Source organism: Afipia sp. DC4300-2b1 (genome assembly GCF_049895725.1).
GTDB lineage: Bacteria > Pseudomonadota > Alphaproteobacteria > Rhizobiales > Xanthobacteraceae > Afipia > Afipia broomeae.
In genome coordinates this window covers 139,908-166,020 of the sequence record NZ_JAFCSX010000007.1, presented here as the reverse complement: position 1 = coordinate 166,020, position 26,113 = coordinate 139,908, and the positions used below count along the sequence as shown (strand labels likewise).

25 protein-coding genes are annotated in these 26,113 nt (G+C 58.1%); 12 read left to right on the top strand and 13 right to left on the bottom strand.

The genetic code is table 11. The annotated features are described in order from the left end of the window. Nucleotides 1-20 precede the first annotated feature (20 nt). The 6 genes from ACP7AL_RS24410 to ACP7AL_RS24385 all read right to left on the bottom strand — a co-directional run bounded on the left by ACP7AL_RS24410 (nt 21) and on the right by ACP7AL_RS24385 (nt 7,066). Entirely contained in the window at nt 21-1,016 is a 996-nt protein-coding gene (locus ACP7AL_RS24410) for an ABC transporter ATP-binding protein (RefSeq protein ID WP_425995051.1), read from the bottom strand. Beyond that, nucleotides 976-1,998, bottom strand: a complete 1,023-nt coding sequence (locus ACP7AL_RS24405) for an ABC transporter ATP-binding protein (protein ID WP_425995049.1) — start codon at nt 1,996-1,998, stop codon at nt 976-978. The genes ACP7AL_RS24410 and ACP7AL_RS24405 overlap by 41 nt, the downstream gene beginning before the upstream one ends. Then, nucleotides 1,998-2,828, bottom strand: coding sequence for an ABC transporter permease (locus ACP7AL_RS24400; protein ID WP_425995217.1), 831 nt, complete (start codon nt 2,826-2,828; stop codon nt 1,998-2,000). The genes ACP7AL_RS24405 and ACP7AL_RS24400 overlap by 1 nt, the downstream gene beginning before the upstream one ends. Nucleotides 2,829-2,881: 53 nt before the next feature. After that, complete coding sequence (locus ACP7AL_RS24395) at nt 2,882-3,862, bottom strand: ABC transporter permease (protein ID WP_425995047.1); 981 nt, start codon at nt 3,860-3,862, stop codon at nt 2,882-2,884. A 16-nt stretch (nt 3,863-3,878) separates the two neighbouring features. After that, complete coding sequence (locus ACP7AL_RS24390) at nt 3,879-5,486, bottom strand: ABC transporter substrate-binding protein (RefSeq protein ID WP_425995045.1); 1,608 nt, start codon at nt 5,484-5,486, stop codon at nt 3,879-3,881. Nucleotides 5,487-5,563: 77 nt separating this feature from the next. Continuing rightward, nucleotides 5,564-7,066, bottom strand: a complete 1,503-nt coding sequence (locus ACP7AL_RS24385) for an ABC transporter substrate-binding protein (protein WP_425995043.1) — start codon at nt 7,064-7,066, stop codon at nt 5,564-5,566. 421 nt (nt 7,067-7,487) lie between these two features. On the opposite strand from ACP7AL_RS24385, the gene ACP7AL_RS24380 reads away from it, so the two are divergent. Beyond that, entirely contained in the window at nt 7,488-8,873 is a 1,386-nt protein-coding gene (locus ACP7AL_RS24380; protein WP_425995041.1) for an LLM class flavin-dependent oxidoreductase, read from the top strand. Nucleotides 8,874-8,922: 49 nt separating this feature from the next. On the opposite strand, the gene ACP7AL_RS24375 is transcribed toward ACP7AL_RS24380, so the two are convergent. Together ACP7AL_RS24375 and ACP7AL_RS24370 are read right to left on the bottom strand one after the other, a co-directional pair. Further along, nucleotides 8,923-9,474, bottom strand: coding sequence for a carboxymuconolactone decarboxylase family protein (locus tag ACP7AL_RS24375; RefSeq protein WP_425995039.1), 552 nt, complete (start codon nt 9,472-9,474; stop codon nt 8,923-8,925). A 14-nt stretch (nt 9,475-9,488) separates the two neighbouring features. Further along, nucleotides 9,489-10,574, bottom strand: a complete 1,086-nt coding sequence (locus tag ACP7AL_RS24370) for an LLM class flavin-dependent oxidoreductase (protein ID WP_425995037.1) — start codon at nt 10,572-10,574, stop codon at nt 9,489-9,491. A gap of 415 nt (nt 10,575-10,989) precedes the next feature. Between ACP7AL_RS24370 and ACP7AL_RS24365 the strand changes: the two genes are divergently transcribed. From ACP7AL_RS24365 to ACP7AL_RS24320, 10 genes are all read left to right on the top strand, one after another. Next, complete coding sequence (locus ACP7AL_RS24365; RefSeq protein ID WP_425995215.1) at nt 10,990-11,763, top strand: ABC transporter permease subunit; 774 nt, start codon at nt 10,990-10,992, stop codon at nt 11,761-11,763. Continuing rightward, nucleotides 11,760-12,479 carry an ABC transporter ATP-binding protein gene (locus ACP7AL_RS24360; protein WP_425995035.1) on the top strand — a complete coding sequence of 240 codons (720 nt, stop codon included), beginning with the start codon at nt 11,760-11,762 and terminating at the stop codon, nt 12,477-12,479. The genes ACP7AL_RS24365 and ACP7AL_RS24360 overlap by 4 nt, the downstream gene beginning before the upstream one ends. A gap of 30 nt (nt 12,480-12,509) precedes the next feature. Then, a complete protein-coding gene (locus ACP7AL_RS24355) occupies nt 12,510-13,532 on the top strand; it encodes an NrtA/SsuA/CpmA family ABC transporter substrate-binding protein (RefSeq protein WP_425995033.1) in 1,023 nt (340 codons plus the stop codon). Nucleotides 13,533-13,573: 41 nt separating this feature from the next. Further along, nucleotides 13,574-14,800 carry an acyl-CoA dehydrogenase gene (locus ACP7AL_RS24350; protein WP_425995031.1) on the top strand — a complete coding sequence of 409 codons (1,227 nt, stop codon included), beginning with the start codon at nt 13,574-13,576 and terminating at the stop codon, nt 14,798-14,800. A 53-nt stretch (nt 14,801-14,853) separates the two neighbouring features. After that, nucleotides 14,854-15,837 (top strand): ABC transporter substrate-binding protein, encoded by a 984-nt coding sequence (locus ACP7AL_RS24345; protein ID WP_425995029.1) that lies wholly within the window; start codon nt 14,854-14,856, stop codon nt 15,835-15,837. Between the two features lie 16 nt (nt 15,838-15,853). Continuing rightward, a complete protein-coding gene (locus ACP7AL_RS24340; protein WP_425995027.1) occupies nt 15,854-17,194 on the top strand; it encodes an LLM class flavin-dependent oxidoreductase in 1,341 nt (446 codons plus the stop codon). 296 nt (nt 17,195-17,490) lie between these two features. Continuing rightward, complete coding sequence (gene ssuD, locus ACP7AL_RS24335; RefSeq protein WP_425995213.1) at nt 17,491-18,603, top strand: FMNH2-dependent alkanesulfonate monooxygenase; 1,113 nt, start codon at nt 17,491-17,493, stop codon at nt 18,601-18,603. Between the two features lie 47 nt (nt 18,604-18,650). Continuing rightward, nucleotides 18,651-19,679, top strand: a complete 1,029-nt coding sequence (locus tag ACP7AL_RS24330) for an ABC transporter substrate-binding protein (RefSeq protein ID WP_425995025.1) — start codon at nt 18,651-18,653, stop codon at nt 19,677-19,679. A 28-nt stretch (nt 19,680-19,707) separates the two neighbouring features. Then, complete coding sequence (locus ACP7AL_RS24325) at nt 19,708-20,478, top strand: ABC transporter ATP-binding protein (protein WP_425995023.1); 771 nt, start codon at nt 19,708-19,710, stop codon at nt 20,476-20,478. Further along, nucleotides 20,475-21,284: an ABC transporter permease gene (locus ACP7AL_RS24320; RefSeq protein ID WP_425995021.1), complete on the top strand. Its 810-nt coding sequence runs from the start codon at nt 20,475-20,477 to the stop codon at nt 21,282-21,284. Before ACP7AL_RS24325 ends, ACP7AL_RS24320 begins: the two co-directional genes overlap by 4 nt. Before the next feature lie 7 nt (nt 21,285-21,291). On the opposite strand, the gene ACP7AL_RS24315 is transcribed toward ACP7AL_RS24320, so the two are convergent. Beyond that, nucleotides 21,292-21,879 carry a flavin reductase family protein gene (locus ACP7AL_RS24315; protein WP_425995019.1) on the bottom strand — a complete coding sequence of 196 codons (588 nt, stop codon included), beginning with the start codon at nt 21,877-21,879 and terminating at the stop codon, nt 21,292-21,294. A 203-nt stretch (nt 21,880-22,082) separates the two neighbouring features. Continuing rightward, on the bottom strand, nt 22,083-23,039 hold the full coding sequence (epsC, locus tag ACP7AL_RS24310; protein ID WP_425995017.1) for a serine O-acetyltransferase EpsC: 957 nt from the start codon (nt 23,037-23,039) through the stop codon (nt 22,083-22,085). Between the two features lie 410 nt (nt 23,040-23,449). On the opposite strand from epsC, the gene ACP7AL_RS24305 reads away from it, so the two are divergent. After that, nucleotides 23,450-23,782: a hypothetical protein gene (locus ACP7AL_RS24305; protein WP_425995015.1), complete on the top strand. Its 333-nt coding sequence runs from the start codon at nt 23,450-23,452 to the stop codon at nt 23,780-23,782. A gap of 63 nt (nt 23,783-23,845) precedes the next feature. Here the strand turns inward: ACP7AL_RS24305 and ACP7AL_RS24300 are convergent, their stop codons facing one another. The 3 genes from ACP7AL_RS24300 to ACP7AL_RS24290 all read right to left on the bottom strand — a co-directional run bounded on the left by ACP7AL_RS24300 (nt 23,846) and on the right by ACP7AL_RS24290 (nt 26,097). Further along, the gene (locus ACP7AL_RS24300; RefSeq protein ID WP_425995013.1) at nt 23,846-24,475 is read right to left on the bottom strand and encodes a helix-turn-helix domain-containing protein; all 630 of its coding nucleotides are present in this window, start codon (nt 24,473-24,475) and stop codon (nt 23,846-23,848) included. After that, nucleotides 24,472-24,699: a hypothetical protein gene (locus ACP7AL_RS24295; RefSeq protein WP_425995011.1), complete on the bottom strand. Its 228-nt coding sequence runs from the start codon at nt 24,697-24,699 to the stop codon at nt 24,472-24,474. The genes ACP7AL_RS24300 and ACP7AL_RS24295 overlap by 4 nt, the downstream gene beginning before the upstream one ends. 297 nt (nt 24,700-24,996) lie before the next feature. Beyond that, entirely contained in the window at nt 24,997-26,097 is a 1,101-nt protein-coding gene (locus tag ACP7AL_RS24290; protein ID WP_425995009.1) for an LLM class flavin-dependent oxidoreductase, read from the bottom strand. Nucleotides 26,098-26,113: the final 16 nt, after the last annotated feature.

The window sequence follows — 26,113 nt, the reverse complement described above, 5'->3', positions numbered from 1 at the left end:
ATTGTAAGAATTTCTTTCGTTCACGAAAACCCCACCGGAAAATGGCAGGCGACAAGATGTTCTGAATCACCGATGCTTGTCAGGGTGGGACTGACGCTCCGACATTTGTCCTGAGCAACCGGGCAGCGGGTATGAAACCGGCAGCCGGGTGGTGGCGCAAAGGGACTTGGCAAGTCTCCCCGGAGAGTTTTCCGCGAGTGACGCTCACGGCCCCTCTCCATCCGAGGCACTGACCCCAAAAGCGCGCGCGTATAAGGATGAGCCGGCCGCGACCACAGTTCATCGCGCGAGGCGAACTCCACAATCCGGCCGAGATACATCACCGCGACGCGGTTACTGATGTACTCGACCACTGAAAGATCATGGCTGATGAAAAGGAAGGCGACGCCTGATTGCTTTTGAAGATCGACCAGCAGGTTGAGAATTTGCGCCTGAACCGAAACGTCAAGCGCCGAGACCGGCTCGTCAAGGATGATCAGTTTCGGATCAAGTGCTAGAGCCCGCGCAATACCGATCCGCTGACGTTGCCCGCCTGAGAATTGATGCGGATACTTCTCGGCTGCATCCGCAGGTAGCCCGACTTTTCTGAGCAGTTCAGCAACCCGCGTCTGGCGATCCCGCCTGCTGCCGATCCGATGGATGTTGAGCGGCTCAGCGATGAGCGATCCGACAGTCCAGCGCGGATCGAGCGAAGCGAGAGGGTCCTGGAACACCATCTGAACGTCGCGCCGATGTGATCGCAAATTGCTGCGGGAGAGCCGCGTGAGTTCGATCCCGTTTAGACGCACCTTTCCATCATGTGGATCGATCAACCGCGCGATCGTGCGTCCAAGTGTCGACTTTCCGCATCCGGATTCGCCGACCAGACCCAATGTCTCGCCGGGACGAATCGACAGCGAGACGCCGTCGACCGCCTGAACCGTCCCGCGCACGGCCTCGAACCGGACGGCTAGGTGATCGACCGACAGCAGCGGCTCAGTATGCGCTGGAATAATCGGCTGGGGGCTTTGAAACACGGGAATCCTCAATTCTCAGACAGGCCACAGAACCGCCTGCGCCGACCGGGATCAGCGGAGGCGGCGCCAGACGACAAGCCTCAGTCGCGATAGGGCAGCGAGGGGCGAAGCGGCATCCCGCCGGCATGTCTCGCAAAGACGGCACAATTCCGGGTATTTCCGTCAACCGCTCGCGGAATCCGGCGCGCGTCCCGATCCGTGGCCGCGCAGCAATCAAACCCCGAGTGTATGGATGGAGAGGCGCCTCAAGCAGATCATGCGTGGTTCGCTCCTCGACCTTGCGCCCCGCATACATCACAAGGACACGATCGGCATATCCTGCCACGACGCCAAGATCGTGCGTAATAAGAACGACAGCCGTACCGGTTTCTCGCTTCAATTCATCGATCAACTCGAGAATCTGAGCCTGAATAGTGACGTCCAGAGCCGTGGTCGGCTCATCCGCCACAAGAACGGCGGGCGAGCAGGCAAGAGCGATTGCGATCATCGCGCGTTGCCGCATTCCACCGGATAGCCGGTGCGGGTAATCGTCGAAACGCCGCCGCGGGTCAGGTATCCGCACGCGATCGAGCAATCCAATGGCCCGCTTCCGCGCATCAACGGAGGAGACGTCTTCGTGCTCGCGTATGGCCTCAACGATCTGTTCTCCGATCGTTAAAACCGGATTCAGCGCCGTCATCGGCTCCTGAAAAATCATCGCGATGCGGTTTCCCCGCAAACGACGCATCGCCTCGCCCTGAAGACCGAGGATGTCCCGGCCCTCAAGCCGGATTGCCCGTCCCTCAATCCTGCCCGGTGTTGGGATCAGTCCTAAAAGCGCAAGAGCTGTGAGAGATTTGCCGCAACCGGATTCCCCGACGATAGCCAGCGTTTCCCCTCGTGCGAGTTCGAAATCGATTTCACTGACAGCCGTGAGCGGCCTGTCGCTGTGTGAGAACTTGACGCTGAGTCCCTCGACCGAGAGCACTGTTTGACCGGGCATTAGCGCTGCTCCCGCTTGGGATCGACAGCATCGTTCAATCCATCGCCAAGAAGGTTCAGGGCCAACACAGCAACCACGATCGCGATGCCCGGAAAGGTCGCGATATACCAATCGGACCGCAGGACCTCGCGCCCTGCTCCAACCATGCCGCCCCAACTGACGACATTCGGATCGCCAAGTCCGAGAAACGCCAGGCTGGATTCTGTCAGGATCGCTGAGGCAACCATCACAGAAGCCGACACGATAATGGGAGCAAGCGTATTCGGCAGAAGATGCAGAAAGATAATCCGGACATCGGACGCCCCCAGCGCGATGACGGCCTGAACCATATCGCCATTCCGCAATCGCAGTATTTCCGCGCGCACAAGGCGAGCCAGACTCGGCCACGATGTCACGCCGATTGCGCCAACGATGGTCAGAATGGTGGGCTGAAGAATTGCGACAATTGTCAGCGCGAACAGAAATGGCGGGATGGTCTGAAAGAATTCAGTCAGGCGCATCAACGCAGCATCGATCCTGCCGCCATAATACCCGGCAAACGCACCGACCCCGGTGCCGATGATCAGGGATACAGCGGTCGCAACAGCGCCGATCAGCAGCGAAACGCGGGCGCCATGAACAATTCCCGACGCCAGATCACGCCCCAGCATATCGGTGCCAAGTGGAAAGGCCGGATCGGCGCCGGGCCTCAGAAAGGGTTGCCCGACAAAATCCAGCGGATCGCCAGGAAATATCTGGCTCGCGAAAAGAGCCGCTATACCAATGGCGCCAAGTAACAGAATGCCGATGACAGCAGATGGCTGCCGCATGGCGCGATAGAAGAAATTCATCCGCGCGATGCGCGCAGGCGGAATATGCGAAACGATATCGACGAGCGCCATCGTCAAACAAGCTCAATGCGTGGATCGAGAACAGTGTACAAAAAGTCGATCAGGGTGTTGGCGACGACCACGACAACCGAACTGCAGAGCAGAATGCCCAGAAGTAAATTCAGATCACGCTGGAACAATGCTTCAAAGGCCAACCGTCCCAGACCAGGCCAGGAGAAAACCGTCTCGACAAGGATCGCACCGCCAAGAACGGAACCGACCTGCACACCCAGCATGGTGACAACCGGCAACAACGCGTTGCGGAGCACATGGCGGCGGGCAATACGTCCGGGCCGCACGCCCTTCGCGATCGCTGTCCGCACGAAATCCTGTCTTTGCACCTCGATCATCGAAGCGCGCATCAACCGCGCATAGATCGCGAGAAAGAACGATCCGAGGGTTGCCGCGGGCAGGATCAGGTGCAGACCGACATCCTTTATATAGGCTAGCCCCGTGTAGTCCCTTCCAATGCTCGCCATCCCTCCGACAGGCAGCCAGTCCAGCCAGACCGAAAATACCACGACCAGCATGATCCCGGTCCAGAACACAGGCGTCGCATAGAAAACCAGCGCAATTGCAGAAATCAGGGTATCGGCCGGACGACCTGCATTGCGTGCCGCCGCAATACCGAGCGCCGAACCGGCGATCAGCGCGAAACCAATGGACGTTCCCATCAACAGCAGCGTCGCCGGCAATCGCTGCACAATCAACTCCGCAACGGGCATGCCCTGCCGGAACGAAAAGCCGAGATTCAACGAGAGCAGGTTACGCAAATAGACCGCGAATTGAACCGGAAGGGATTGATCGAGGCCGAATTGCTTTCGCAGAGCCGCGAGATATTCGGGCGTCGCCGATCCAGCCTCTCCCGCCAGCACCTGTATCGCGTCACCGGGCGCAAGATGAAGCAGAAAAAAGTTGATGACGGCGATGCCGAACACGACAAGCAGAAGCTGAAACAGCCGCCGCCCCAAAAAACTTGCCGTTGTCGCCGTCATCCGACCACCCGGCGCGTCAGTTCTGCGCCGGCGGCGTATCGAACCAGACGTTCTTCAACGAGCCATAGGATTGGTCCGCTTGCTGCGCACCCGCCCGGAGAGAGGCCGAATACAATGTGAAGAACCGCAATTCCAGCAACGGCAGCGTCGGTACGTCGCGCTGAACAATCTGCTGGAAGCGTTTAAATCCTTCCACCCGTTTTGCCGGATTGCCCTCGATTGCGGCCGCCTGAATCAGACCGTCCACCTCGGCATTGCGATAGCCGGAGCCATTGGTCCACGGCGTCTTGGTCCCCAGCCAGCCCGACCAGTATTCGCGAACAATGCCGATCTGCGGGTCTGGAAACGCGCCGTTCCACGAACTGGAAATATCGAAATCACGATCGGCATAGACACGCTTGATGAAAGCGGCCGTATCCTGCGATCGGATATTGACCTCAATGCCGACCCGCTTGAGCGCCTGCTTCAGGTATTCGCCGGTGCGCTTATAGTCATCCCCATAAGGCAGGAAATCGTGATTGAGCGTGAAACGCACTCCATCTGCGCCGCGTTTAAACCCGGCCTCATCCAGCAAGGCTTCAGCTTTCTTCAGGTCGAACGGGTACTTTGGAACCGTGGCATCGTGAAACGATGTTAGCGTGGATGGCACCGCACTCGCGGCCGGCTTGCCGTAGCCATACCAGACGACCTTCGCGAGAGCGTCCTTATCGACTGCATGGGCAATGGCCTGCCTGACGCGGACATCCTTCAGGTATGTGTTCTCGACATTCAGGTCGAAATAAAGCACCGGTGATAGCCAATCGTAACCGCCGGTCTCGACCTTGATCGCCGGCAGTTTCGCCAGCCGCTCAACATCTCGGAACGGCACAGGATTGAACGCTGCGTACTGCACCTCTCCCTTTTCGATCGCCGCCGCCCGCGCCGCAGCGTCCGGGATCACCTTGAAGACGATCTTGTCGAGATAGGGTTTCTTCGGTTCCCAGTAATCCGGGTTCCGCTCAAGCAGGACGTATTCGCCCTTCTTCCATTCCTTGAAAACAAACGCGCCGGTCCCGACGGGCTTGTTGTTGTAAGGATTGTTCAGAATGTCGGTGCCTTCATAGAGATGTTTTGGAAGGATCGGCGCGCCGACACCGTTGATGACACTCAGGATTGGCAACGACGGTTTCGAAAGACGCAGGATGACGGTCGCCTCATCTGGTGTATCGACATTGGCAACATTCTCGAAGATCGCCCGGTTGCGCGGATGGATCGTCTTCCAGACATTCTCCAGGCTCCACTTCACATCGGCCGAAGAGAACGGCTTTCCGTCATGCCATTTCACGCCCTTGCGAAGATTGAACGTGATGGTGAGACCGTCCGGCGCCACCGTCCAGCTTTGCGCCAGCGATGGCTGCGGCTTCAGGTCGAGATCGTAATAAACAAGGCCGTCGAAGATATTGGCCGCGACATATTGCGTCGGCTGCGCCGTATTGGCCGCCGGCGTTAGCGTCACCGGTTCAGGCTGCACGATGGTCGTCAGCGTACCGCCCTGCTTAGGCGCGTCCCCAGCCGAAGCAGAAACCACCGCTGTTGCAAACATAGCGGTAACAACTGAGATCAGGATAGGCTTTATCTGAATCATGTCCGGAATCCATCACTGCCGGCCATCAGGCCGAGGACCACAAGAATCAATGCAAGATCACTGATAACGTGCATGGCCTAGTTCTGCTTCGGAGGCTCAAACCAGAAATCACGGAAGCTGCCATAGACCTGGTCGCCACGGATCGTCAGCGTCTTCAGATTGGCAGCCTGCACCGTGAAGAACTTGAGTTCGACAAGCGGCAATGTGGGCAAATCGTTCAACACGATCTTCTGGAAATCCTTGAACAGGGCGACCCGTTTGGAGGCATCGGCTTCTCCCTGAACGCGGGAAATAATCTGATCGACTTCGGGACTGCGATAGCCCGACCCATTGGTCCAAGGAATGTTCTTGCCGATGGATGCAGACCAATAGGCACGGGTCACACCGATCTGGGGATCCGAAAAGGCCGCAAACCATGTGATCTGAAGATCGAAGTCGCGATCACCGTAAATCCGCTTGGTGAACGCCGCCGTATCCTGCGTGCGGATCGTCACATCGACGCCGACTCGCTTCAGCGCCTGTTTGATGTATTCGGCCGTACGCTTGTAATCGTCGCCATACGGAATGTAGTCGATGAAGAGCGTGAAGCGCGTCCCGTCCGCTCCCTTCTTGAAGCCAGCATCGTCCAGCAGCGCGTCCGCCGACTTCACATCGAAAGGATCGCTCGCAGCATTCGCATCATGAAACGCCGCGAGTGAGGACGGGACCGGACTCGTGGCCGGCTTTGCAAAGCCGTACCATACCACATTTGAAATCGCCTTGCGATCGATTGCGCGCGCCAGTGCATGGCGGACGCGAGGGTCCTTCAGCGGGCCGCGCTCGACATTGAAGTCGAGAAACAGCCAGGGAGACAGCCATTCATAGCCGCTCGTTTCCACTTTCAGGTTCGGCAGCTTGGCAAGCCGTTCGGCGTCTTTCAAAGGAACCGGGCTGAGCGCGCCGTACTGGATTTCACCCTTCTCAAAGCCGGCGGAACGGGCCGCGGCATCCGGGACAACCTTGTAGATAACCTTGTCGAGATACGGCTTTCCCTTATCCCAGTAATTCGGGTTGCGCTCCAGAACGATGTATTCGCCCTTCTTCCATTCCTTGAAAACGAAGGGACCAGTACCGACCGGCTTGTTGTTGTACGGATTGTTGAGGACGTCAGTGCCCTCGTAGAGATGCTTTGGCAGCACCTGCGCACCGTTGCTGTTGAGCGAGCTGAGAATCGCGAGAGACGGCTCGCTCAGGCGCAGAATAACCGTCACATCGTCCGGAGTATCGACCTGCTTGACCTTCGCAAAGGTCGCCTGGTTACGCGGATGAATTGTCTTCCAGACATTCTCAAGCGTCCATTTGACATCGGCCGCGGTAAACGGCTTGCCATCGTGCCAGAGTACACCTTTGCGCAAATGGAGTGTGATCGACAGGCCATCGGGAGATGTCTCCCATTTTTCAGCTAAAGCGGGCTTCGGCGTGAGGCTGGTGTCATAATCCACGAGGCCGTCGAATATGTTTCCAGTGACCGTTCCCGTCGGAGCAGCCGTGTTCAACGCCGCCGTCAGAATAACCGGCTCAGGTTGTATGATTGCAGTCAATGTCCCGCCCTGCTGGGGTGTTTCAGCATGAGCGATCGGTGAGGAAATCAGCACTGACGAAATAGCGACGGCAGATGCCAGCCGAAGGAATTGAATTCCACAAAAGCCGCGCTTCGCAATTCCAGGACGCTGCATTGCCAACATCGCGTAATGCATTTCATTCCTCACTTGAGTGATCTCCGAAAGATATTTCCAAAGCGATCAGGCATGGTTGCCTGATCCGAAAAACTGTTCCTATATCGGCGCGCGTCGACAAAATGGTCAATTCCAAAGAGATGCGTGTGATGAGAACGATTGAACTTCGAACGCGACACCGTGCAGACAGTTTCTACTTCATCGACTCTACAGAGCGCGGCGTGGCGCACTGAACTGCCAGTCAATCGCCAGCTCGCTTCGCGCCTCACATCTCGGAAATTAGATCATGACAAAAGAAATTCGGTTCAATGCCTTCGCCATGAATTGCGTCGCGCATCAATCTCCGGGGCTCTGGGCCCATCCACGCGATCAATCCAGCGATTACAATCGCTTGTCGTACTGGACTCATCTTGCGCGCACGCTGGAGCGCGGAAGATTTGACGGGCTGTTTCTCGCAGACGTGCTGGGCGTGTATGACGTTTTCGGCGGCAGCCCGGATGCAGCGCTGCGTAACGCGGCACAGGTGCCTGTCAATGATCCGCTGTTGCTTGTCTCGGCGATGGCCGCCGTGACCGAAAACCTCGGCTTCGGCGTCACCTGTACGCTGTCCTATGAGCCGCCCTACCCGTTCGCCCGCCGGATGTCGACGCTGGATCATCTGACCGATGGACGCATCGGCTGGAACGTGGTGACCGGCTATCTCGACAGTGCTGCGCGAGGAATGGGCAAGGATCGTCAAACTGCGCATGACGATCGCTACGACGTGGCCGACGAATATATGCAGGTCGTCTACAAGCTATGGGAAGGCAGCTGGCAGGACGACGCTGTGCTGCGGGATCGCGCCCGCGGCATCTTCACGGACCCCGCGCGGGTACATCGCGTCAAGCACGATGGAGAGAATTACCAGCTCGATGCCATTCATCTCAGCGAGCCATCACCCCAGCGGACGCCGGTCCTCTATCAGGCCGGAACGTCACCGCGCGGCCGTCAATTCGCTGCTCAGCATGCCGAATGCGTATTCATGTCAGGCCCTTCGGCCAAGGTGATCGCGCCGCGAGTGGCAGCCATCCGCAAGCTGGCGGCTGAAACCGGCCGCAATCCCGCAGAGATTCTCATGTTCAGCATGATGACTGTTATCCTCGGACGAACCGAGGAAGAAGCTGCAGCCAAATACGCGGACTATCGCCGCTACATCAACCATGAAGGCGCTCTCACCCTGATGTCCGGCTGGACCGGCGTTGATTTTTCGACCTACGATCTCGACCAGGAAGTCCGGCATGTTCACAATGAAGCCGGGCGGACTGCCATGGATAACATCACACGCGCCGATCCCGATCGGGTGTGGACAGTGCGCGAGGTGGCGGAGCATGTCGGCATTGGCGGCATCGGACCTGTCGTGGTCGGAACTCCCGCAAAGGTGGCCGACGAGATCGAGGCGTGGGTCGAACAGACCGACGTCGACGGATTGAACCTGGCTTTCGCGCTTTCTCCAGAAAGCTTTGAAGATATTGCCGACCTTCTTGTGCCGGAGCTGACGCGCCGAGGACGTTACAAGGATGCTTACCAGCCAGGGACATTGCGGGAAAAGCTGTTTGGTAAGGGCCGCAAGCGCCTCCACGCCCCCCATCCCGCAGTCAGCTATCGATACAGAGCAGCCGAAGCCGCCGAGTAACCAGTCATGGTGCGAGGGCCAGCAAGACGCACTGGCCCCTGCTGATCGGCTATTCCGCAGCCTCGGATGCGACAACGCCGTCTTCGATATCGAATTGCAGAATGTCGTTGAAGCGATTGAAGGCGCCGCACAGCGCAATACGCCAGGTGAGTTCGACAATCTGGGCCTCGGTGAAATGGCTCCGCAGCCGATCGAATAGTTCGTCGCGCGTCCGGTTCCAGTTGTTGGTCACCGCAATCGTGTATTCCACGACGAGTTTGTCGAGATCGTTAAGCTCTGGGTGATCGTGATAGTCCAGCAGGCGAGCAGCTCCGGCCTCGGACACGCCCTGAACCGCCAGCTTGGGTGCATGATGCGATACGCAGTATGTGCACTCGTTCAGCAAAGACACCGACACGAGGGCCAGCTCAAGATGGCGCTTTGATAGAGCCCCCTCTTCCGCCAGATCGACCAGCAGCGACCACATATGCTTGAAAATCGGCAATCGATGCGCCATGGCGCCAGCCTGATTTTCGAATGCACCGTAGGTTGTCATCTTGTCCCACAGCGGATGAAGCTCCCTTGGGAGATCGGCTTTCGTCTTGATGGAAATACGTGACATGACTTCTCCTTGATTCAAATTGCCGATCGGGATCTGCTGGCTGAATTGATGTTGTGGCCGCTCCGCACACGAGGAATGATCTCCTCGGCAAATCGCTGCATTTCAGCTTCGAATGGCTGGAACTGCAGCATGAAGAGTTCGATACCGACGTCGTAAAACTCGCGAATACGCGCCGCGACCGTGTCGTAACTTCCGACCAGACCGGCAGCAGTGCCGCCATTGCTCCCGACGCGCGGTGATTTTTGCATGGTCTGCATCATCACGACCTTGGGGTCGGTGTTAGCTTTCTGGATCTCTCGCATGGGCGCGTCCTTGGCCGCCAGCGCCAATAGCCGCTGATGTGCGACTTCAGCCTCAGAATCGGTCTCACGGGCGACAACAAACGCGGACAATCCGAAGCGCAGCGGCGGCCCGATTTTGGGTCGCGCCGCCACATCCGCGATCAGCGCGGAAACATCCGCCAGCGGCTGACCGTTGATGAACCACACATCGCCATGCTCGGCGACGAGATCGCGTGCGGGTGCGGATTCACCCCCGACATAAATCGCCGGACGGGCGCGATAAAGATCCTTGGGGCGCAACGCGTAGTCGCGCACATCGAAGTGCTCACCCTTGTGGGTAAGACGCTCGCCGCTCACCAATCTGGAAACCACCGATATCCATTCCCGGCCATAGGCGTAACGGTCATCGTGATCCGCAAATCCGATCCCGGCCTTCTCCAGTTCCGGCTTGTTCCATGCATTGACCAGATTGATGCCGAAACGCCCACCGCTGATATTTTCGATCTGCAAGGCCATCTTTGCGAGAACAACGGGATGGAACAGATATGGCTTGATCGCGGTGATGATCTCGATCCGGCTTGTGAGCGCCGCAAGCGCCGCTGCCGACGTCCACGCCTCCAATTGATCAAGATCTTCCTGGTGCGGATTGATCGTATGCTGGGCAATCAGGGTTGAATCGTATCCCAGCGCCTCTGCCTGGAGCACAAGTCTTCTGTTTCGTTCCCACGATGCATCATATGGCTCCTCTGGATCCTGATGCGCTGCGCGTGAGCCATGGACAAGCGCCCACACTCCAAACCGGATCGGCCTAGTCGTCATCGAAATTCTCTTACTGATCTCTTCATCAAGCAGCTGCGCGATTGCAGACTGGCAGATGATCGACCTACTTTCCGGCGACAACTCGAAATGAATTGTCTCCGCATCCGTTTTCGCAGAAATTGCGCAGTTTGATCTTCCAAAGTTTTCGACTGAAGCGGGCCGAACATTTCTTCAACGTCGCAAAGTGCAAATCGAACATCCTTATTTTTGAATTCGAACTCGTTTCGCTCACACCGATGCGCCCGTTGATCTATGGTTTGGTTCATTGAGCGACCACACCGAGCGCAAAGCAGGACAGAAGCAGGATGATTCTTTCGTGAGCAGCGCTGAACAAACGATCGAAACGCAGTTTGTTCGCGCGTCCGCACAACAGAGCAACCCTGTTGCCGCGCCTTCGGCAGAAAGCGCGCAACGCATTCGTCGTCATCGATTGTTGCTGGCGCTATCCTGGATCGCACCACTTGTCTTGCTAGTGACGTGGGAATGGCTTGCGCAAGCGGGCTGGCTTTCGCCCCAGGTGCTTCCCGCGCCAAGCAAAGTCGTCAGAACGGCATTCAAACTTGCGGTCTCTGGGACACTGTTGAACGATCTTGGCGTCAGCATGCTGCGTGCGGCGACCGGCTTTGCGATCGGCGGCGGAATCGGTTTTGCGTTAGGCACGCTGGTCGGCTTCTCGCGCATTGCCGAAGCCCTTATTGACCGCAGCGTTCAGATGATCCGGGCCATCCCCTTCCTCGCCCTGCTACCGTTGGTCATCGTGTGGTTCGGTGTCGGCGAAGGCCAGAAGATTTTTCTGGTCTCTCTCGGCGTCGCTTTCCCGATCTATATCAACACGACGCTTGGCATTCGGCAGGTCGATCCCAAGCTGCTTGAGTTGGGCCGCGTGCAAGGTCTCAGCACCTGGCAGCTCATCCGCCGCATTATCCTTCCCGGCGCATTGCCGTCGATTCTCACCGGCATCCGCTATTCGCTCGCTACGGCTTGGCTGGCTCTTGTGGTCGCCGAAACCATCGGCGCCCAGTCAGGGCTTGGCTTCCTGGCCATGGACGCGCGCGAATTCCTGCGCACCGACGTCATCGTGCTCACCATTGTGATCTACGCGCTGATCGGCGTGGCGGCCGATTCGATTGCAAAGCTTCTGGAACGTCGGCTTCTCGCCTGGCACCCGAACTATGGGAGCGGACGATGACGCTTCATACCCTCTCTCCTGTCGAGCCTGCACCGGCGGTGGTTGTGACCGGCCTGCAGCGCGCCTTTGGCGACCGCATCGTCATCCAAAACCTGAATTTGCGTATCGCTCGCGGCGAGTTCGTGGCGTTGTTGGGCGAAAGCGGATGCGGAAAGACGACGCTGCTGCGCGCATTGGCCGGGCTGGATCCTATTCAAGGCGGTCGCATCGACGCGCCGCGCCGGCCTGCAGTTGTATTTCAGGAACATCGGCTGCTGCCATGGGACACTCTGTGGCGCAATGTTTCACTGGGGCTGGAGGTCAGCGACGCGCGGGAGCGCGCCGCGGCGGCTCTGGTCGAGGTCGGCCTCGGCAACAGGCTTGATGACTGGCCACGCAATCTTTCCGGCGGCCAGGCGCAACGCGTTGCACTCGCCCGCGCCCTTGTTCAGGAACCGGAGCTTCTGCTTCTCGATGAGCCATTCGCCGCGCTCGATGCATTGACGCGCATCCGCATGCACGCGCTCGTTAAGGAGCTGGTATCGCGTCATCAGCCCGGCGTGTTGCTTGTGACCCATGATGTGGACGAGGCGATCGCCCTGGCCGATCGTATTCTCGTGATGCGCGATGGCGCGATTGCCTTCGAGCATCCTGCGGCAGCCTGGGGCGCTGCCGCAGCCACCCGCGCCACCCTGCTCTCGGAACTTGGCGTCAGTGCCGATCTCAAGACCGCTTGAATTCATTCGCGTACTCAACAGGAACACACAATGTCAGATTCATTCCTCACCCAATCGCGCCGCCGCTTTCTGCAATCCTCGCTCGCGGGCATCGGTGCCCTGTCGGGTGGGAGCGCTTTTCTCGGCTCCGATGTTCTGGCAGCTGAAGGGCGCAAAACCGATACGGTTCGTCTGACATGGGGCTTTTTCGGACTCACGCTGATCGCCAAGGAACGCGGCGAACTCGAGAAGACGCTGAACAAGGACGGCATCAAGGTGGAATGGCTCGGTCCGTTCCCCAACCATGCGCCGACCTTGCAGGCCGTCACCGGCGGGAGTGCTGATTTTGGCTTCGGTGGCAGCACGACGCCAGCGCTGGCCGCGATCATCGCCGGCTCGCCGCTGGTGTTCAGCCAGTTCGTACTCTACGAACCGCGCTCCACAGCCATCATTGCCAAGGATTCGTCCGGCATCAACAAGGTGGAAGACCTCGTCGGCAAGTCGGTTGCCGTGAACCGCTCGGGTCTTGGCGAGTTCCTGCTCATTGCCGCTCTGGAAAAGCACAACATCGACCGCTCGAAGGTCAATTTCGTCTACCTCAATCCGCCCGACGCTGCGCCCGCGCTGGCCTCCGGCAAGGTCGATGCATGGTCGATGTGGAGCCCTGGCGTCGATATCGCGCGATTAGAATACAAGGCGCACGATGTCTTTCTTGAAGGCCGCGATCTTCCCTTCCAGATCGACTATTCGTCCTATGTTACGTCGCGCAAGTTTGCCACCGACAATCCGGCCATCGTCCGCGCCGTCAACGCCGCTTTCGTCACGGAGGCTGCATGGGCCAGCCAGAATGTCAGCGAGGCCGAGCACATCGTCCAGAAACGCACCAATTACAGCGATACGATCCGCGACCAGTTCATCCAGCTCAAGCGCAAGTACCAGGTGATTCCGGTGTCCAACAAGAAGTTCGTCGCCGAGCTTCAAAGCGCAGCCGACTGGCTGACGGCCCGGAAGGTATTGCCGGAGTCAATCACCGTCAGCGATCACCTGATCCCGGACCAATTGGCCTCGCTCTGATCGCAGTTCGTACAGTCGCGCTTACCAACGGGTGACCCATCATGAATAAACCTGTTTCCGATATCTCGCTTCGTCTCTCCACGCCGTTGAAATACGGGTCACCGAATCTGCAGAAGCTGTTCGATCATATCGCCGAGGGCTCTTCTGAGCGGGAACGGGACCGCGTGCTTCCCTTCGGGCAGATCGATCTCATTCGTCAGTCCCGGCTTGGCGCTCTCAGAATTCCGGCGGCGCAAGGGGGCGGCGGAAGCTCGATCCGCGAGCTGTTCAAGGTCGTTATCGGCCTGGCCGAAGCCGATGCCAACGTCGCGCACATTCTGCGTAACCATTTCAGCGTTGTCGAACGCCTGATCCGCTCGCCTCGCGACGAACAGAGCCACAAATGGCAAAAAGATGTAGTTGAGGGCGCCATCATTGGTCTTGCGACAACCGAACTCGAAAGTGCCAAGGTTGGCGACACCATCCCGGCAACTGTCATCAGTCCTGATGGCGATGGATACCGGCTGAACGGGACGAAGTACTACAGCACCGGCACCCTGTTCTCGGATTACGTTCTGGTTCGAATTGCCGATACGAAGGGTGCGCTTGCCGCCACCGTCATCCCGGTCAAGCGTGAAGGGATTGAACTGCTGGACGATTGGGACGGCTCCGGGCAACGGCTGACGGGAAGCGGCACGACAAATTTCAAGAACGTGCGCGTCGAGAGCAGCGAAGTGATCTTTGACGCACCGGACGTTGGCTATGGCGTGGCCTATCAGAATACGTTCGCGCAGCTGTTCCTCACCGGGATCAATGCCGGGATCATCGCTGCGACTCTGAAAGACGCGGCTGCGCTGGTTCGCCGTCGCGGCCGCAGCTTCTATTATGCCCCCACCGAGCGTCCGGTGGATGATCCCCTGCTGCAGCAGACTATCGGTCAGATTTCCAGCAATGCGTTTGCAGCGGAAACGATTGTACTTGCAGCGGCGGATGCACTGGATCTTGCAAATGATGCCTGGAGCAATGATCCGTCGAATTCGGAGCCTGCTCTTCAAGCAGCGCTCCTGTCGGCCAAAGCGAAGATCGTGGTGGATGAGCTTGCCATCCGCAGCGGCGGGTTGCTGTTCGATGTCGGCGGCGCTTCAGCGACGAAGCGCTCGGACAATCTGGATCGCCACTGGCGCAACGCACGCACGCTCGCCTCTCACAACCCGGATAGCTACAAGGCGCGTGCCATTGGTGATTACGAAGTCAATGGAACTCCTCTTCCAGCGAAGGGCTTCTTCTAAGACAGATCGGGATCAAGAACCTCACAAGAGATCGATACCGGGAGACTTTGCAGATGAGCTTCGTTCCCACATATCCGCTCTGGATCCTACGCGGCCTCACCGGCAGCCTCGCGATCGCCGCACTTCTTTTTCTCAGCCAAGCGCCCGCAACCGCAGCCGATGTCATCACGTTGCGTGTCGGCGACCAGAAAGGCGGAAACCGGTCACTGCTCGAAATATCCGGGCTCGCAACGGATCTGCCTTACAAGATCGAGTGGTCGGAATTTCCCGCTGCGGCGCCTATCCTAGAGGCGATCAATACCGGCGCGCTCGACGTCGGCTATACCGGTGACCTGTCTTTTCTGACAGTCTACGCGGCGGGCGCTCCGATCAAGGCCATCGGCGGCACGCGCTCGGATGCACGTACGCAAGCGATTGTGGTGCGCAATGATTCTCCGATCAAAACAGCCGTAGATCTCAAGGGCAAGAAGCTCGGAGGGACTCGGGCCGGATGGGGACAGTTCCTGATCGCGGCGACACTTGAGAAGGCAGGCTACAAGATCGAGGACGCCACCTTCTCCGCACTCGGTCCGGTCGACGCCAAGATTGCCCTGCTCGCAGGCTCGATCGACGCGTGGGCGGTCTGGGAGCCATACATATCTTACGCAACCCTGAAGGATAACGCGCGGGTGGTGGCGGATGGCGAAGGCCTTACGCCTACGATCACTTTTGTCGTTGCGTCGGATCAGGCCATTGCGACCAAGCGCGCCGCGGTTTCAGATTTTCTGCAACGGCTAAACAAGGCGCGGCTGTGGTCGCTCGATCATATTCCCGAATACGCCAAAAACACCTCCGAACTGACCAAGCTTCCGGCAGATGTTCTTGCGCGTGCCTACGCTGCGCAACGGAGCAGTCCAATCGTCATCGACGAGAGTATCGTTCGAGAATTCCAGACCGCCGCGGATCGCGCCACTCGTTACGGCATCATTGCCAAGCAGGTTGATGTAAGCAAATCCGTCGATCGTAACTTCACGGCGGCCGCTTCAGGATCGAATTGACGCAAGGAAATTCCCGATGACAGATCGCAAGCTGCATCTGAACGTCAACCTGCTGCACTCCGGCGTTTACGCGTCCGCATGGCGTCTTCCGGATAGCAATCCCGGCGCGTTCTTCGACGTCGGCCATTATGTCCAAGTCGCGCAAATTGCCGAGCGCGGGAAACTTGATGCGATTTTTCTGGCCGATACGCCAGCCGTCACCGATCGGATCGATCTGCGGCCATTTCTTTCAATGGAGCCGACCATCGTGCTGGCAAGTGTTGCTGCGGCCACCACGCATATCGGACTGATCGCAACCGCTTCGACCACATATAATGAGCCGTATAATATCGCACGGCGCTTCGCGACGCTGGATCATGCCAGCGGCGGGCGCGTCGGTTGGAATGCGGTGACCACCGCCGACGCGGCGGCGAGCCGCAACTTCGGCTTGCCGGGCGTACTGGAACACAAGGCTCGTTACGACCGAGCGAAGGAGTTTGCCGAAGTCGTTCACGCGTTGTGGGATAGCTGGGAGGACGATGCCTTTGTCGGCGACAAGGCCACGGCCCGATTTGTCGATACGACCAAAGTTCATCCGATCGCCCATCGCGGCACCTATTATACGGTTGAAGGTCCGCTCAACGTGCCGCGCTCACCGCAGGGCCGTCCGGTGACTGTGCAGGCCGGCGGCTCCAGCGATGGACGTGATCTTGCGGCCGCGCAGGCCGAGGCCGTCTTCACCCTCGCGCAGACCATCGAAGAAGGCGTCGCCTACGCCCGTGACCTTCGCACCCGTGCGGTGGCTTACGGTCGCCCGGCGAACGCAATTGTCATCCTGCCCGGCCTTGCAACTGTGATTGGAAGCACGGAAGCCGAGGCAAAGCGCCGTCAGGATGAGCTATGGGATCTTGTGCCCATCGAATACAGCCTCGCGCGCCTCGCCAACACGCTCCAGATCGCGCCCGAGAAACTCGAACTCGACAAACCCCTGCCCGATCCGCTTCCGCTCCCGGCCAATGCAAACCACACGATGTTTCAGGGCACCGTCAATCTCGCACGCCGGGGAAATCTGACAGTGCGCCAGCTGTTAAAGGCGCTGGGCGGCGGTGTCGGACACCGCATCATTGTCGGGACCCCCGAAGCCATCGCAGACGATATTGAAGCGTGGTTCAAGGCTGGTGCAGCAGATGGTTTCAACCTCATGCCCGACGTGCTGCCGACAGGCCTTGAAGTCTTTGTCGATGAGGTTGTGCCACTCCTGCAGAGACGCGGCCTATTCCGGACGGATTATGAAGGCAAAACCCTGCGCAACCATTTCGCCCTGGAGCGGCCGCCGAGCCGCTTCAGCAAGCCCAAGCCGGAGGCGGTTCCCGCCTAAATGATGCGTCGTAGGATGTGAGAATTCTCCGATTGCACAAACAGCGACCTTTTCGGACACACTACTTAAGCAAAGCAGAAAACAATTTCCGATTGTCCGCACTTCATAGAACTTTGAACTCGCATTCGGGTTTTTTCCGCAATTGCCACATGGCGGCTCTTCCATCCAAATAGAGCAATCTCTGAACGCTGGCTAAAACCGGGCATCGCTTTTGCTCGTGCATCAGACAGCCGACACGCTCATCGCTGAAGGAGACCGCTGTGGCTTTGCAAAGCGCAAACCGCGTTCCGCCGAACATGTTCTGGTTTATTCCCACCCATGGGGATGGCGCTTATTTCGGGTCAAACCGGCAACAGCGGCCACCAGACTTCCGCTACTTCAAGGAAATCGCCACGGCCGTCGATCGCCTCGGCTATGGCGGCGTGCTATTGCCGACCGGCCAGAGCTGCGAAGACTCATGGATCGTCGCCACGGGCCTGGCAACCGTCACAGAACGATTGAAATATCTCGTCGCGCTGCGTCCTGGCGTGACCTCTCCGGCTTTTGCCGCCCGGCAAACCGCCGCACTCGACCGCCTCAGCGAGGGCAGACTGCTGTTGAACGTTGTCGTGGGTGGCGACCCGGTCGAACTCGCCGGTGACGGTGTCTTCATCCCGCATGACGAGCGCTACGCGCAGGCCGACGAATTTCTCCAGATCTGGTCTCGCCTGCTTGGCGGAGAAACTGTCAACTTCGACGGACGTTATTATAAAGTGGAAGGCGGCCGGCTGGATTTCTCACCGGTCCAACTGCCGCGTCCCCCGCTCTACTTCGGTGGCTCGTCGGACGCCGGACAGGACCTTGCCGCTGACCAGGTCGACCTTTATCTGACATGGGGCGAACGCCCTGCCGACGTTGCGGAGAAAATCGAAGCGGTGCGAAAAAAAGCCGCCGCACGGAGCCGCAAAATGCGCTTTGGCTTGCGCATTCACATTATCGTTCGCGAAACCGAAGATGAGGCCTGGGCCGCCGCCAATCGCCTCATCAGCGAAGTCTCTGATGCAGCGATCGACGCCGCACAGAAGCGCTTTGCGGCAATGGATTCCGTGGGCCAGCGCCGCATGGCCGAACTTCATGGCGGGCGCCGCGACAAACTTGTGATCGCCCCCAATCTCTGGGCTGGTGTTGGGCTTGTTCGCAAAGGCGCCGGCACTGCACTGGTCGGTGATCCGAAGACCGTAGCAGCCCGTCTGCGCGAATATCAGGATCTCGGCATCGATACCTTTATCTGCTCCGGCTATCCGCATCTTGAGGAAGCTTACCGCGTGTCCGAGCTTGTATTTCCCGAGCTTGGCATCGAACCGGCGCAGCTGCGCGCACGCAACAACATCATCGGCGAGTTCTCGACCCGGCACGCTGCCGTGTCCTGACGCGCGCTCTCATGGTCTCGACATCGCCCAATTTCACAGAGGCATCTATGCATATCCCATTAAAAGCACGGGCCAAGGCCCGCATTCTTTTCGCCGGCCTTCTGGCCCTGATTGTCACGGCTCATGGCGTTCAGAATGCATTAGCCGAAACTGACCGTCTTCGCATCGCTCAGCAATTCGGCATTGCCTATCTGCCGCTGATTGTCGCGAACGAGAAAGGGTTTGTCGAAGAGGAAGCGCGCAAGCTCGAGATCAAGCCACCGGTCATTGAATGGCTGCGGCTTTCGGGCGCTGCTGCAATGAACGAAGCACTTATTTCCGGCGGACTCGATTTTGCGACCGCTGGAATCACACCCATGATCCTGACATGGGACAAGACGCGCAGCACCGCCAAAATTGTTGGAATCGCAGCCCTTGGCTCGATGGCTAACGTCCTGACAACCAACAACCCGAACATCAAGAGCCTGGCGGACTTCACGCCGCGCGACCGTATCGCCCTTCCCTCCGTCAAGGTCGGGTTTCAGCCGATCCTGCTGCAGATGGCCGCGGACAAGGCCTTCGGCCAGTTCGACAAGCTCGATGATTTGACGGTCAGCATGCCGCATCCTGACGCCACGGCAGCTTTGCTGTCCGGAAAATCGGAGATCACGGCGCACTTCACCTCGCCACCCTTCGTTCAACAGCAACTGGCAACCGGCAAGGTCAAGGCCATCCTGAACAGCTTTGATATTCTGGGGGGGCCGCACACGTTCAATGTGGTCTACGCCACGACCAAATTCGCAACGGAAAATCCGAAGACCGTCGAGGCATTCGTACATGCGCTGGATCGCGCCAATACCTGGATCACGGAAAATCCAAAAGCCGCAGCGGAACTCTATATCAAAGCAGAGAACTCCAAGCTGTCGACAGAGTTCGTCGAAGCCATCATTCGTGATCCCAATGTCCGGTTTACGACGGCCCCGGAAGGCGCGAAGAAATTCGCGGACTTCGAAGCCAAGGTCGGTCTGATCAAGCAGGCCCCCGCGCAATGGCAGGACATGTTCTGGTCCGGCCTCAAAGAAAAGCCGGGAACCTGATGCGCTTGCCAGCAGCGTCCATTAAGTCATGACGGCTCCCCTCCTGCAGGCCAATCGCGTCAGCATCGCATATCCGACGCGTGACGGCCTGCTGACTGCTGTGGAGGATATCTCGTTCTCGCTGACCGCTGGCGAACGGTTGGTCCTGATCGGTCCTTCGGGCTCGGGAAAATCAACATTGCTTCGGGCTATCGGCGGGTTTCTGTCGCCGACAGCCGGCGACATTTTGATCGACGGCTCCGCGATCACGCGTCCCGGTCCCGATCGCATGACGGTATTTCAGGAATTCGACCAGCTTCTGCCCTGGTATTCCGTGCTGGGAAATGTTCGCTATGCCCTGCGGCGCGGCAAACATCTTTCAGACGATGAATCCGGGCGTGTCGCCAGGAATTGGCTGGTGCGGGTCGGTCTCGGCAAATTTCTTGACGCCTACCCGCACACACTATCCGGCGGCATGAAACAACGTGTCGCAATTGCACGCGCCTTTGCCCTGCAGCCGCGCCTCCTGCTGATGGACGAGCCTTTCGCAGCGCTCGACGCTCTGACGCGGCGGCACATGCAGGATGAATTGCTTTCCCTTTGCGAGGAAGCCGGAAGCACCGTTGTTTTCGTCACCCATGGCATTGATGAAGCGATAGTAGTCGGCACGCGCGTTCTGGCGCTCACACCGCATCCCGGTCGGCTCGCGGCCAGCTTCTCAGTGACCTCTAAAAGCCGGGTACGAGGCTCACCAGATTTCGTCGGCCTTGAGCGCGAGATCCAGCACACGATCCTTTCCCCTGCTGAGGCCTTCGCATGAGCAAAGCAGAAGCGCAGTCGCGTGCCGGATCGCTTGCCGAATCCGGCACAGCCCGGCGTCTGATCATTCTGGCCGCGATCGCCATCATTTGGGAGGTTTATGCGCGCTGGCTGGACAATGCCCTGCTGATGCCGTCCATGACGGCAACATTCAAAGCCCTGTTCGAAGCCACACTGTCTGGGGAGCTTCCAGACCGGGCGCTGACGTCGCTTCGCGTCCTGACGACCGGCTATGTCCTTGCAGTCGGTATTGCGATTTTATTTACAGCGCTCGCCATGGCTTCCCGCTGGGGAAGCGATGCACTCGGCCTGCTCACGTCGATGTTCAATCCCCTGCCCGCGATTGCGCTATTGCCTGTTGCGTTGCTTTGGTTTGGAATCGGCGTCCCCAGCCTGCTGTTCGTCACGGTTCACTCCGTGCTCTGGCCGGTCGCTCTCGCTTGCCATAGCGGGTTTCTGTCTGTCTCCCCCACACTTCGCATGGTTGGGCGCAACCTCGGGCTATCGCATTCTCGATTCATGCTCGAAATCCTGATCCCGGCCGCTTTCCCGCAAATTCTATCCGGGCTTCGGATCGGCTGGGCTTTTGCATGGCGCACGCTGATTGCGGCGGAACTCGTCTTCGGTGTCAGCGCGCGCTCGGGTGGCCTCGGCTGGTTTATCTACACAAATCGCGCGCAGCTGGAAACCGACAATGTGTTTGCGGGCCTGTTGGCCGTAATCCTGATCGGGCTCGTGGTCGAAGAATTGATCTTCAAAACAATCAGCCGCCTGACCGTTGAACGGTGGGGACAGCAACTGTCTTGAGGCTTGCTCAGACTTCCCAAAGCGCGCGCGACTTCGGCAGGCTAACATCAGCCCAATGCAAGGCCTCTTCCTTGTCGTCAACCGGAACATATCGCCCGTTCCAATAGACCAGACCCGCGCTTTTGTTCGGCGATATACGCAGATCAAGCACCTGCCCGATCAGCAAGACATGGGAGTGACGCTCCAGAATGTGATCGACCTCGCAATCGAACACAGCCAATGAATCGCTGAGCAACGGTGTTTCGGAGGCTAGCCTGGATAAATTCGCGCCTTGAAAACGCTCAATACCCTTCAGTCCACTGCGGCCTGTAAAACTCTCCGCAACGGAAGCCTGATCGGACGCGAGTACGTTCGCGCCAAAGGCTCCATAACGCTTAATGAGAGATAATGACGAAGATTCCTTATTCAGACTGACAACGACACACGGCGGATCGGCTGCGAAGGATGTGAAAGATGTGACGGTCATCCCAGAAACATCGGAATCACGGCCGGCAGTAATGACGGTTACGCCTCCGGCCAACTGCCGCATCGCGGACTTGAAAACCACCGTGGCGACATCTTCATTCGAACTGACGTTTCGAACCAATGAAACCATTTTCACCTCAGCAGGCTAGGCCTGTTTCGCGTTCGCCTGGAAGCAACATGAGAGAATGATGGTGCTCCGTTCCGGTCGTGTCGAGAGTTGTCGGGAAAAAGCAACGTCAGTGTCGTTCACGTCTAAAAGACGCAAAGTCTATTCTTTAGAAAACGTCCGTAAGGAGCTTTCGTCCTGTGATCTGCAAGAGGACGGCCTGTCCATTATTGCGCGCTGATTTTACTGCGCACCGTCGCCTGTGTGACGAAGCTGTTCGGCGGAACATCTTCCGTCAGCCAGACGTTTCCGCCGATCGTCGATCCGCGCCCGACGATGATTCTCCCGAGAATTGTAGCGCCCGCGTAAATGACGACGTCATCCTCGACAATCGGATGCCTAGAAGCCCCCTTAATCAACGTCCCGTCCTTATCGGTTGGAAAATGACGCGCGCCGAGTGTCACCGCCTGATAGATACGAACTCGGTCGCCAATGACCGCTGTTTCACCAATCACAACACCAGTTCCATGATCGATGAAAAAGCTCGCGCCAATGGCGGCGCCGGGATGAATGTCGATACCTGTTTTTGTGTGCGCTATTTCGGCCACCAATCTCGCCAGCAACTTGGCATCTAGTTCATGAAGAACGTGAGCAAGGCGGTGATGAATGATCGCGGTCATTCCCGGATAGCCGATCAGTATTTCCGGGAAATTCGTCGCTGCCGGATCGCCGATATAGGCTGCGCGAAGATCGTCCACGAGCCTGCCGCGAGTTTGAGGAAGTGTCGATGCGAAAGCGCGCGTGAGCTCTATGGCATCGCGAAAATGCCTATCGGACGGCGTTTCGTCGGTCGTAAACAAGGCACCGCGATGCACCTGCTCAAGAAGCCCGTTGAGAGCAATGTTCAGGGTATTGCCCACGAAATAGTCGATGTTTTCAGCATCAAGGTCAGACTTCCCGTAATGCCGCGGAAACAGCGCCTCGATCAGCCCGTTCAGGATCTTTTCCAGTGCATCGCGCGAAGGCGCGCGGCGAGCCGGTCCGTCATGGCGAATGCTATGGCTGATCTCGCGAGAGACACGCAACTCCGACACGATGGAATCGAGACGCCATCGCGTGTCGATGTTATCGCCTCGCGTCGCGGCAACAGTTCGGCGAGCTTTTCGCAAGGAATCGGCCGTCATGCACATCTTCCAAAACTGATGATCCAATCAGCATGTCGCACTTGTCCGAAATACTGAATTCCAAAGCTACCGGTACGCGGAGATGCATGTTCCCTGGCAACTGGCCTTCATGGAATGAAGTCATCGTAAGGTGCATCCTGGCTGGATACATGCTCGATAGACTGAGATTCGAACGACGTCCAAACCTCCTCATGCAGCGCTTGCGAATGGAGCGGCCTCTCCAATCTTATCCGTTATATTGGAGACACTTCCGCGATAACACCGGAAACGTCTGCTGTGTTGGAGGGCCGGACGACTTGTTGGAGAAAAGCGGACGCGAGATTCATTCTGATATTGAGCCGATTCCTGAAAACTCCTACTCCTGACAGCGACAGACGAAACAGCTTTCGTCTCCGAAAATGGAGTTTCCGATGAACACCGCGATGCAAATGATGCCGATGATGACCAACATGATGGGCGGCATGAACCCGATGATGATGAACGGCATGATGCCCATGATGGGGACGATGATGGGCGCTCCGAGCATGGGAATGCCGATGCCCATGATGATGTGCAAGATGACCTGCACCATGACGCCGAACGGCATGACCTGCGAAATGACCCCAATGGATGCCTCCATGAAGGACATGTTTATGCAGTGCTGCCAGAACATGATGAGCATGATGAATGCCGGCATGCCGATGATGATGAACTGCGGCGGCATGATGATGATGTGTATGATGCCGGCAAAAATGGCGAAGTAAGCCGCCGCCGGATTAAAAGAAGGTCGGCGCCATGCCGGCCTTCTTTATTGGACGCTGCTGTCCTTAGCCGATCGTCTCGACATAGGTCATGACGAGAAACAGAATCGCTTCCTCTGTCGCCAGATTTCGATAGCTGTGCGGTACATCCGCCTCGAATAAAATGGCGTCACCCTCACTCAGCGTTACCGGCCGTCCCGATCCTGGTATGATTTCAACGGTCCCCCGCGCAACCACCAGGTTCTCGCGCGTTCCTGGCGCATGGGCGTCGGCATTCTCACGGTGCAGAGGCGCGAGCCGCAACTCGTAAAATTCCACCTTACGCTCGCTATCGAAGGGGAACAGGGCGCGCGAGGTAAATTGCCCCTGATTTGACGACAGCAGCTTCGCGTTCGCCCGCCGCAGCACAAGGGTGCCACCGGCGTCCTCAGCCGCAATCAGGCTTGCAAACGGCACTCCCAGCGCAACAGCGATCTTCCAGAGCAAGCCGATCGTCGGCACGCTCTTGCCGGTTTCGATCTGCCCGAGCATCGCCCGGCTGACCCCGGATTGCTTGGCAAGCCTTTCGAGAGAATGTCCCTGCCGCACTCTCAGGCGGCGTAGATTGCGGCCAACGATCAAGGGAAGATCGGCCAAGGGATCGATTGGCCCGGAGCCCGCCGTTTCATTCACAAGGCGAGCCCCTGCTCCACTCATGCCACGCCGCTTCCGCCACTGTTCAAGGCAGGCACATGCGGTACGACAAACCATGCCGGCCAGAAAACAAAGAAGGCAATGGGCATGGCGAAGGCCACTAGTGGCGTTTGCCCGTAATGAAAATGGTCGGCAAAAGCATCCGGCGTCGTGGCTGCAAGAGTCTGCGCTATCTTTCGATCACGATATGTCTTGAGGTCGATGACCTCGGCAACTTGGTTCGGCACAGCAGTCTCGTTCGTCAGGATTCGATTGTCGCATCAAGCAGGTATAGAATGCTGACCGAGACGCGGCTTCTTTTCAATGCATCCCGAAAGAAAAGCATGGATGCAACGGCCTGCGCCAACCACACAGCAAAAATGATTGCAAAATCGGCTTGGGCTTAGCGAAATCATCTGGCGGTAACGATATGGGCAACCGCCGCGAGGGCCCTAGCGGAAACGTCACCCGCAAGCCGGCTTTCCAGACCCTCCGCGCTTGAGTGCACTTCAACTGGCTGGAAAACTGTAAACTTGCGCCATCTGTTACGCTGCAGCGTGTCCGATGAGTTCGTCCTGTGCGGCAATGAGCTTTCGTGTTGCGGGGATCAATTCTCGTCCATATTCGACCGCATCGATCAGGGGATCAAAGCCGCGGATCAGGAAGTGACTGACACCAAGCTGGTAGTAATCGCGGAAGACTTCGGCAACCTGCTCGGGAGTTCCGACCAAAGCGGTTGTATTGCTGTTGGCCCCCGTGAGCTTGGCAATTTCCGTCCAGAGCCGCTTGTCGATGCGCGTGCCTTTCTCGGCCAATGACAAGAGCCGACGTGCGCCGGCTGTGGCGTGACCATCGGCTGGCTTACGGTATCCGGTTTGATCCTGCAGCGCCGTCGCCTGCGCCAGGATCGCCCCGGCCTTTTCCCACGCCTTCTCTTCGGTCTCGGCAAGGATTGGACGAACCGAAAGGCTGAAACGGGGCGCTGGCCGGCCATATCTTGCCGCCGCTGCCCGGACACGCGTCGTCACATCCCGAACCTGATCGTAGGACTCGCCCCACAAGGCGAATGTATCCGCATGCCTGGCAGCCGCTTCAATAGCGCCTTCCGAAGCGCCGCCGACAAATACGGGAATCCCGCTCTCGCGGTATGGCTTGACTTGGGAAAAGGCGTTTGTGACTTCGTAAAATTTGCCACGATAATCGAACGGCTTATCGCTGCTCCATTCGAGTTTGAGAATATCTAGAAATTCTATGGTCCGCGCGTAGCGGTGGTTCTTGTCATCCAGCAAGTTGCCGTCCTGGCGGAGTTCGGCGGCGTTGCCGCCGGTAATGACGTGGAGCGAGACCCGGCCACGCCACAATTGATCGATGGTTGCGAGCTGACGCGCCAGCAATGTCGGCGCCGTAAACCCCGGCCGCTGCGCAATCATGACATGAAGCCGCTCTGTCACGGCCAGCACGTGCTGCGCGACCTGAAGCCCATCCGGACTTGTCGAATGAAATGCCAATAGCGCCCTGTCAAACCCGGCATTCTCATGCACCTTTGCGACGGTCTCGATATGGTCTCGGTTGAGAACCGGACCGCTGCGCACGATTGTCTCGGACGAATTGTTGTTCGTGATGAAGCCAATGAATTCGATCGGCATCGCCGTCTCCTTTGAA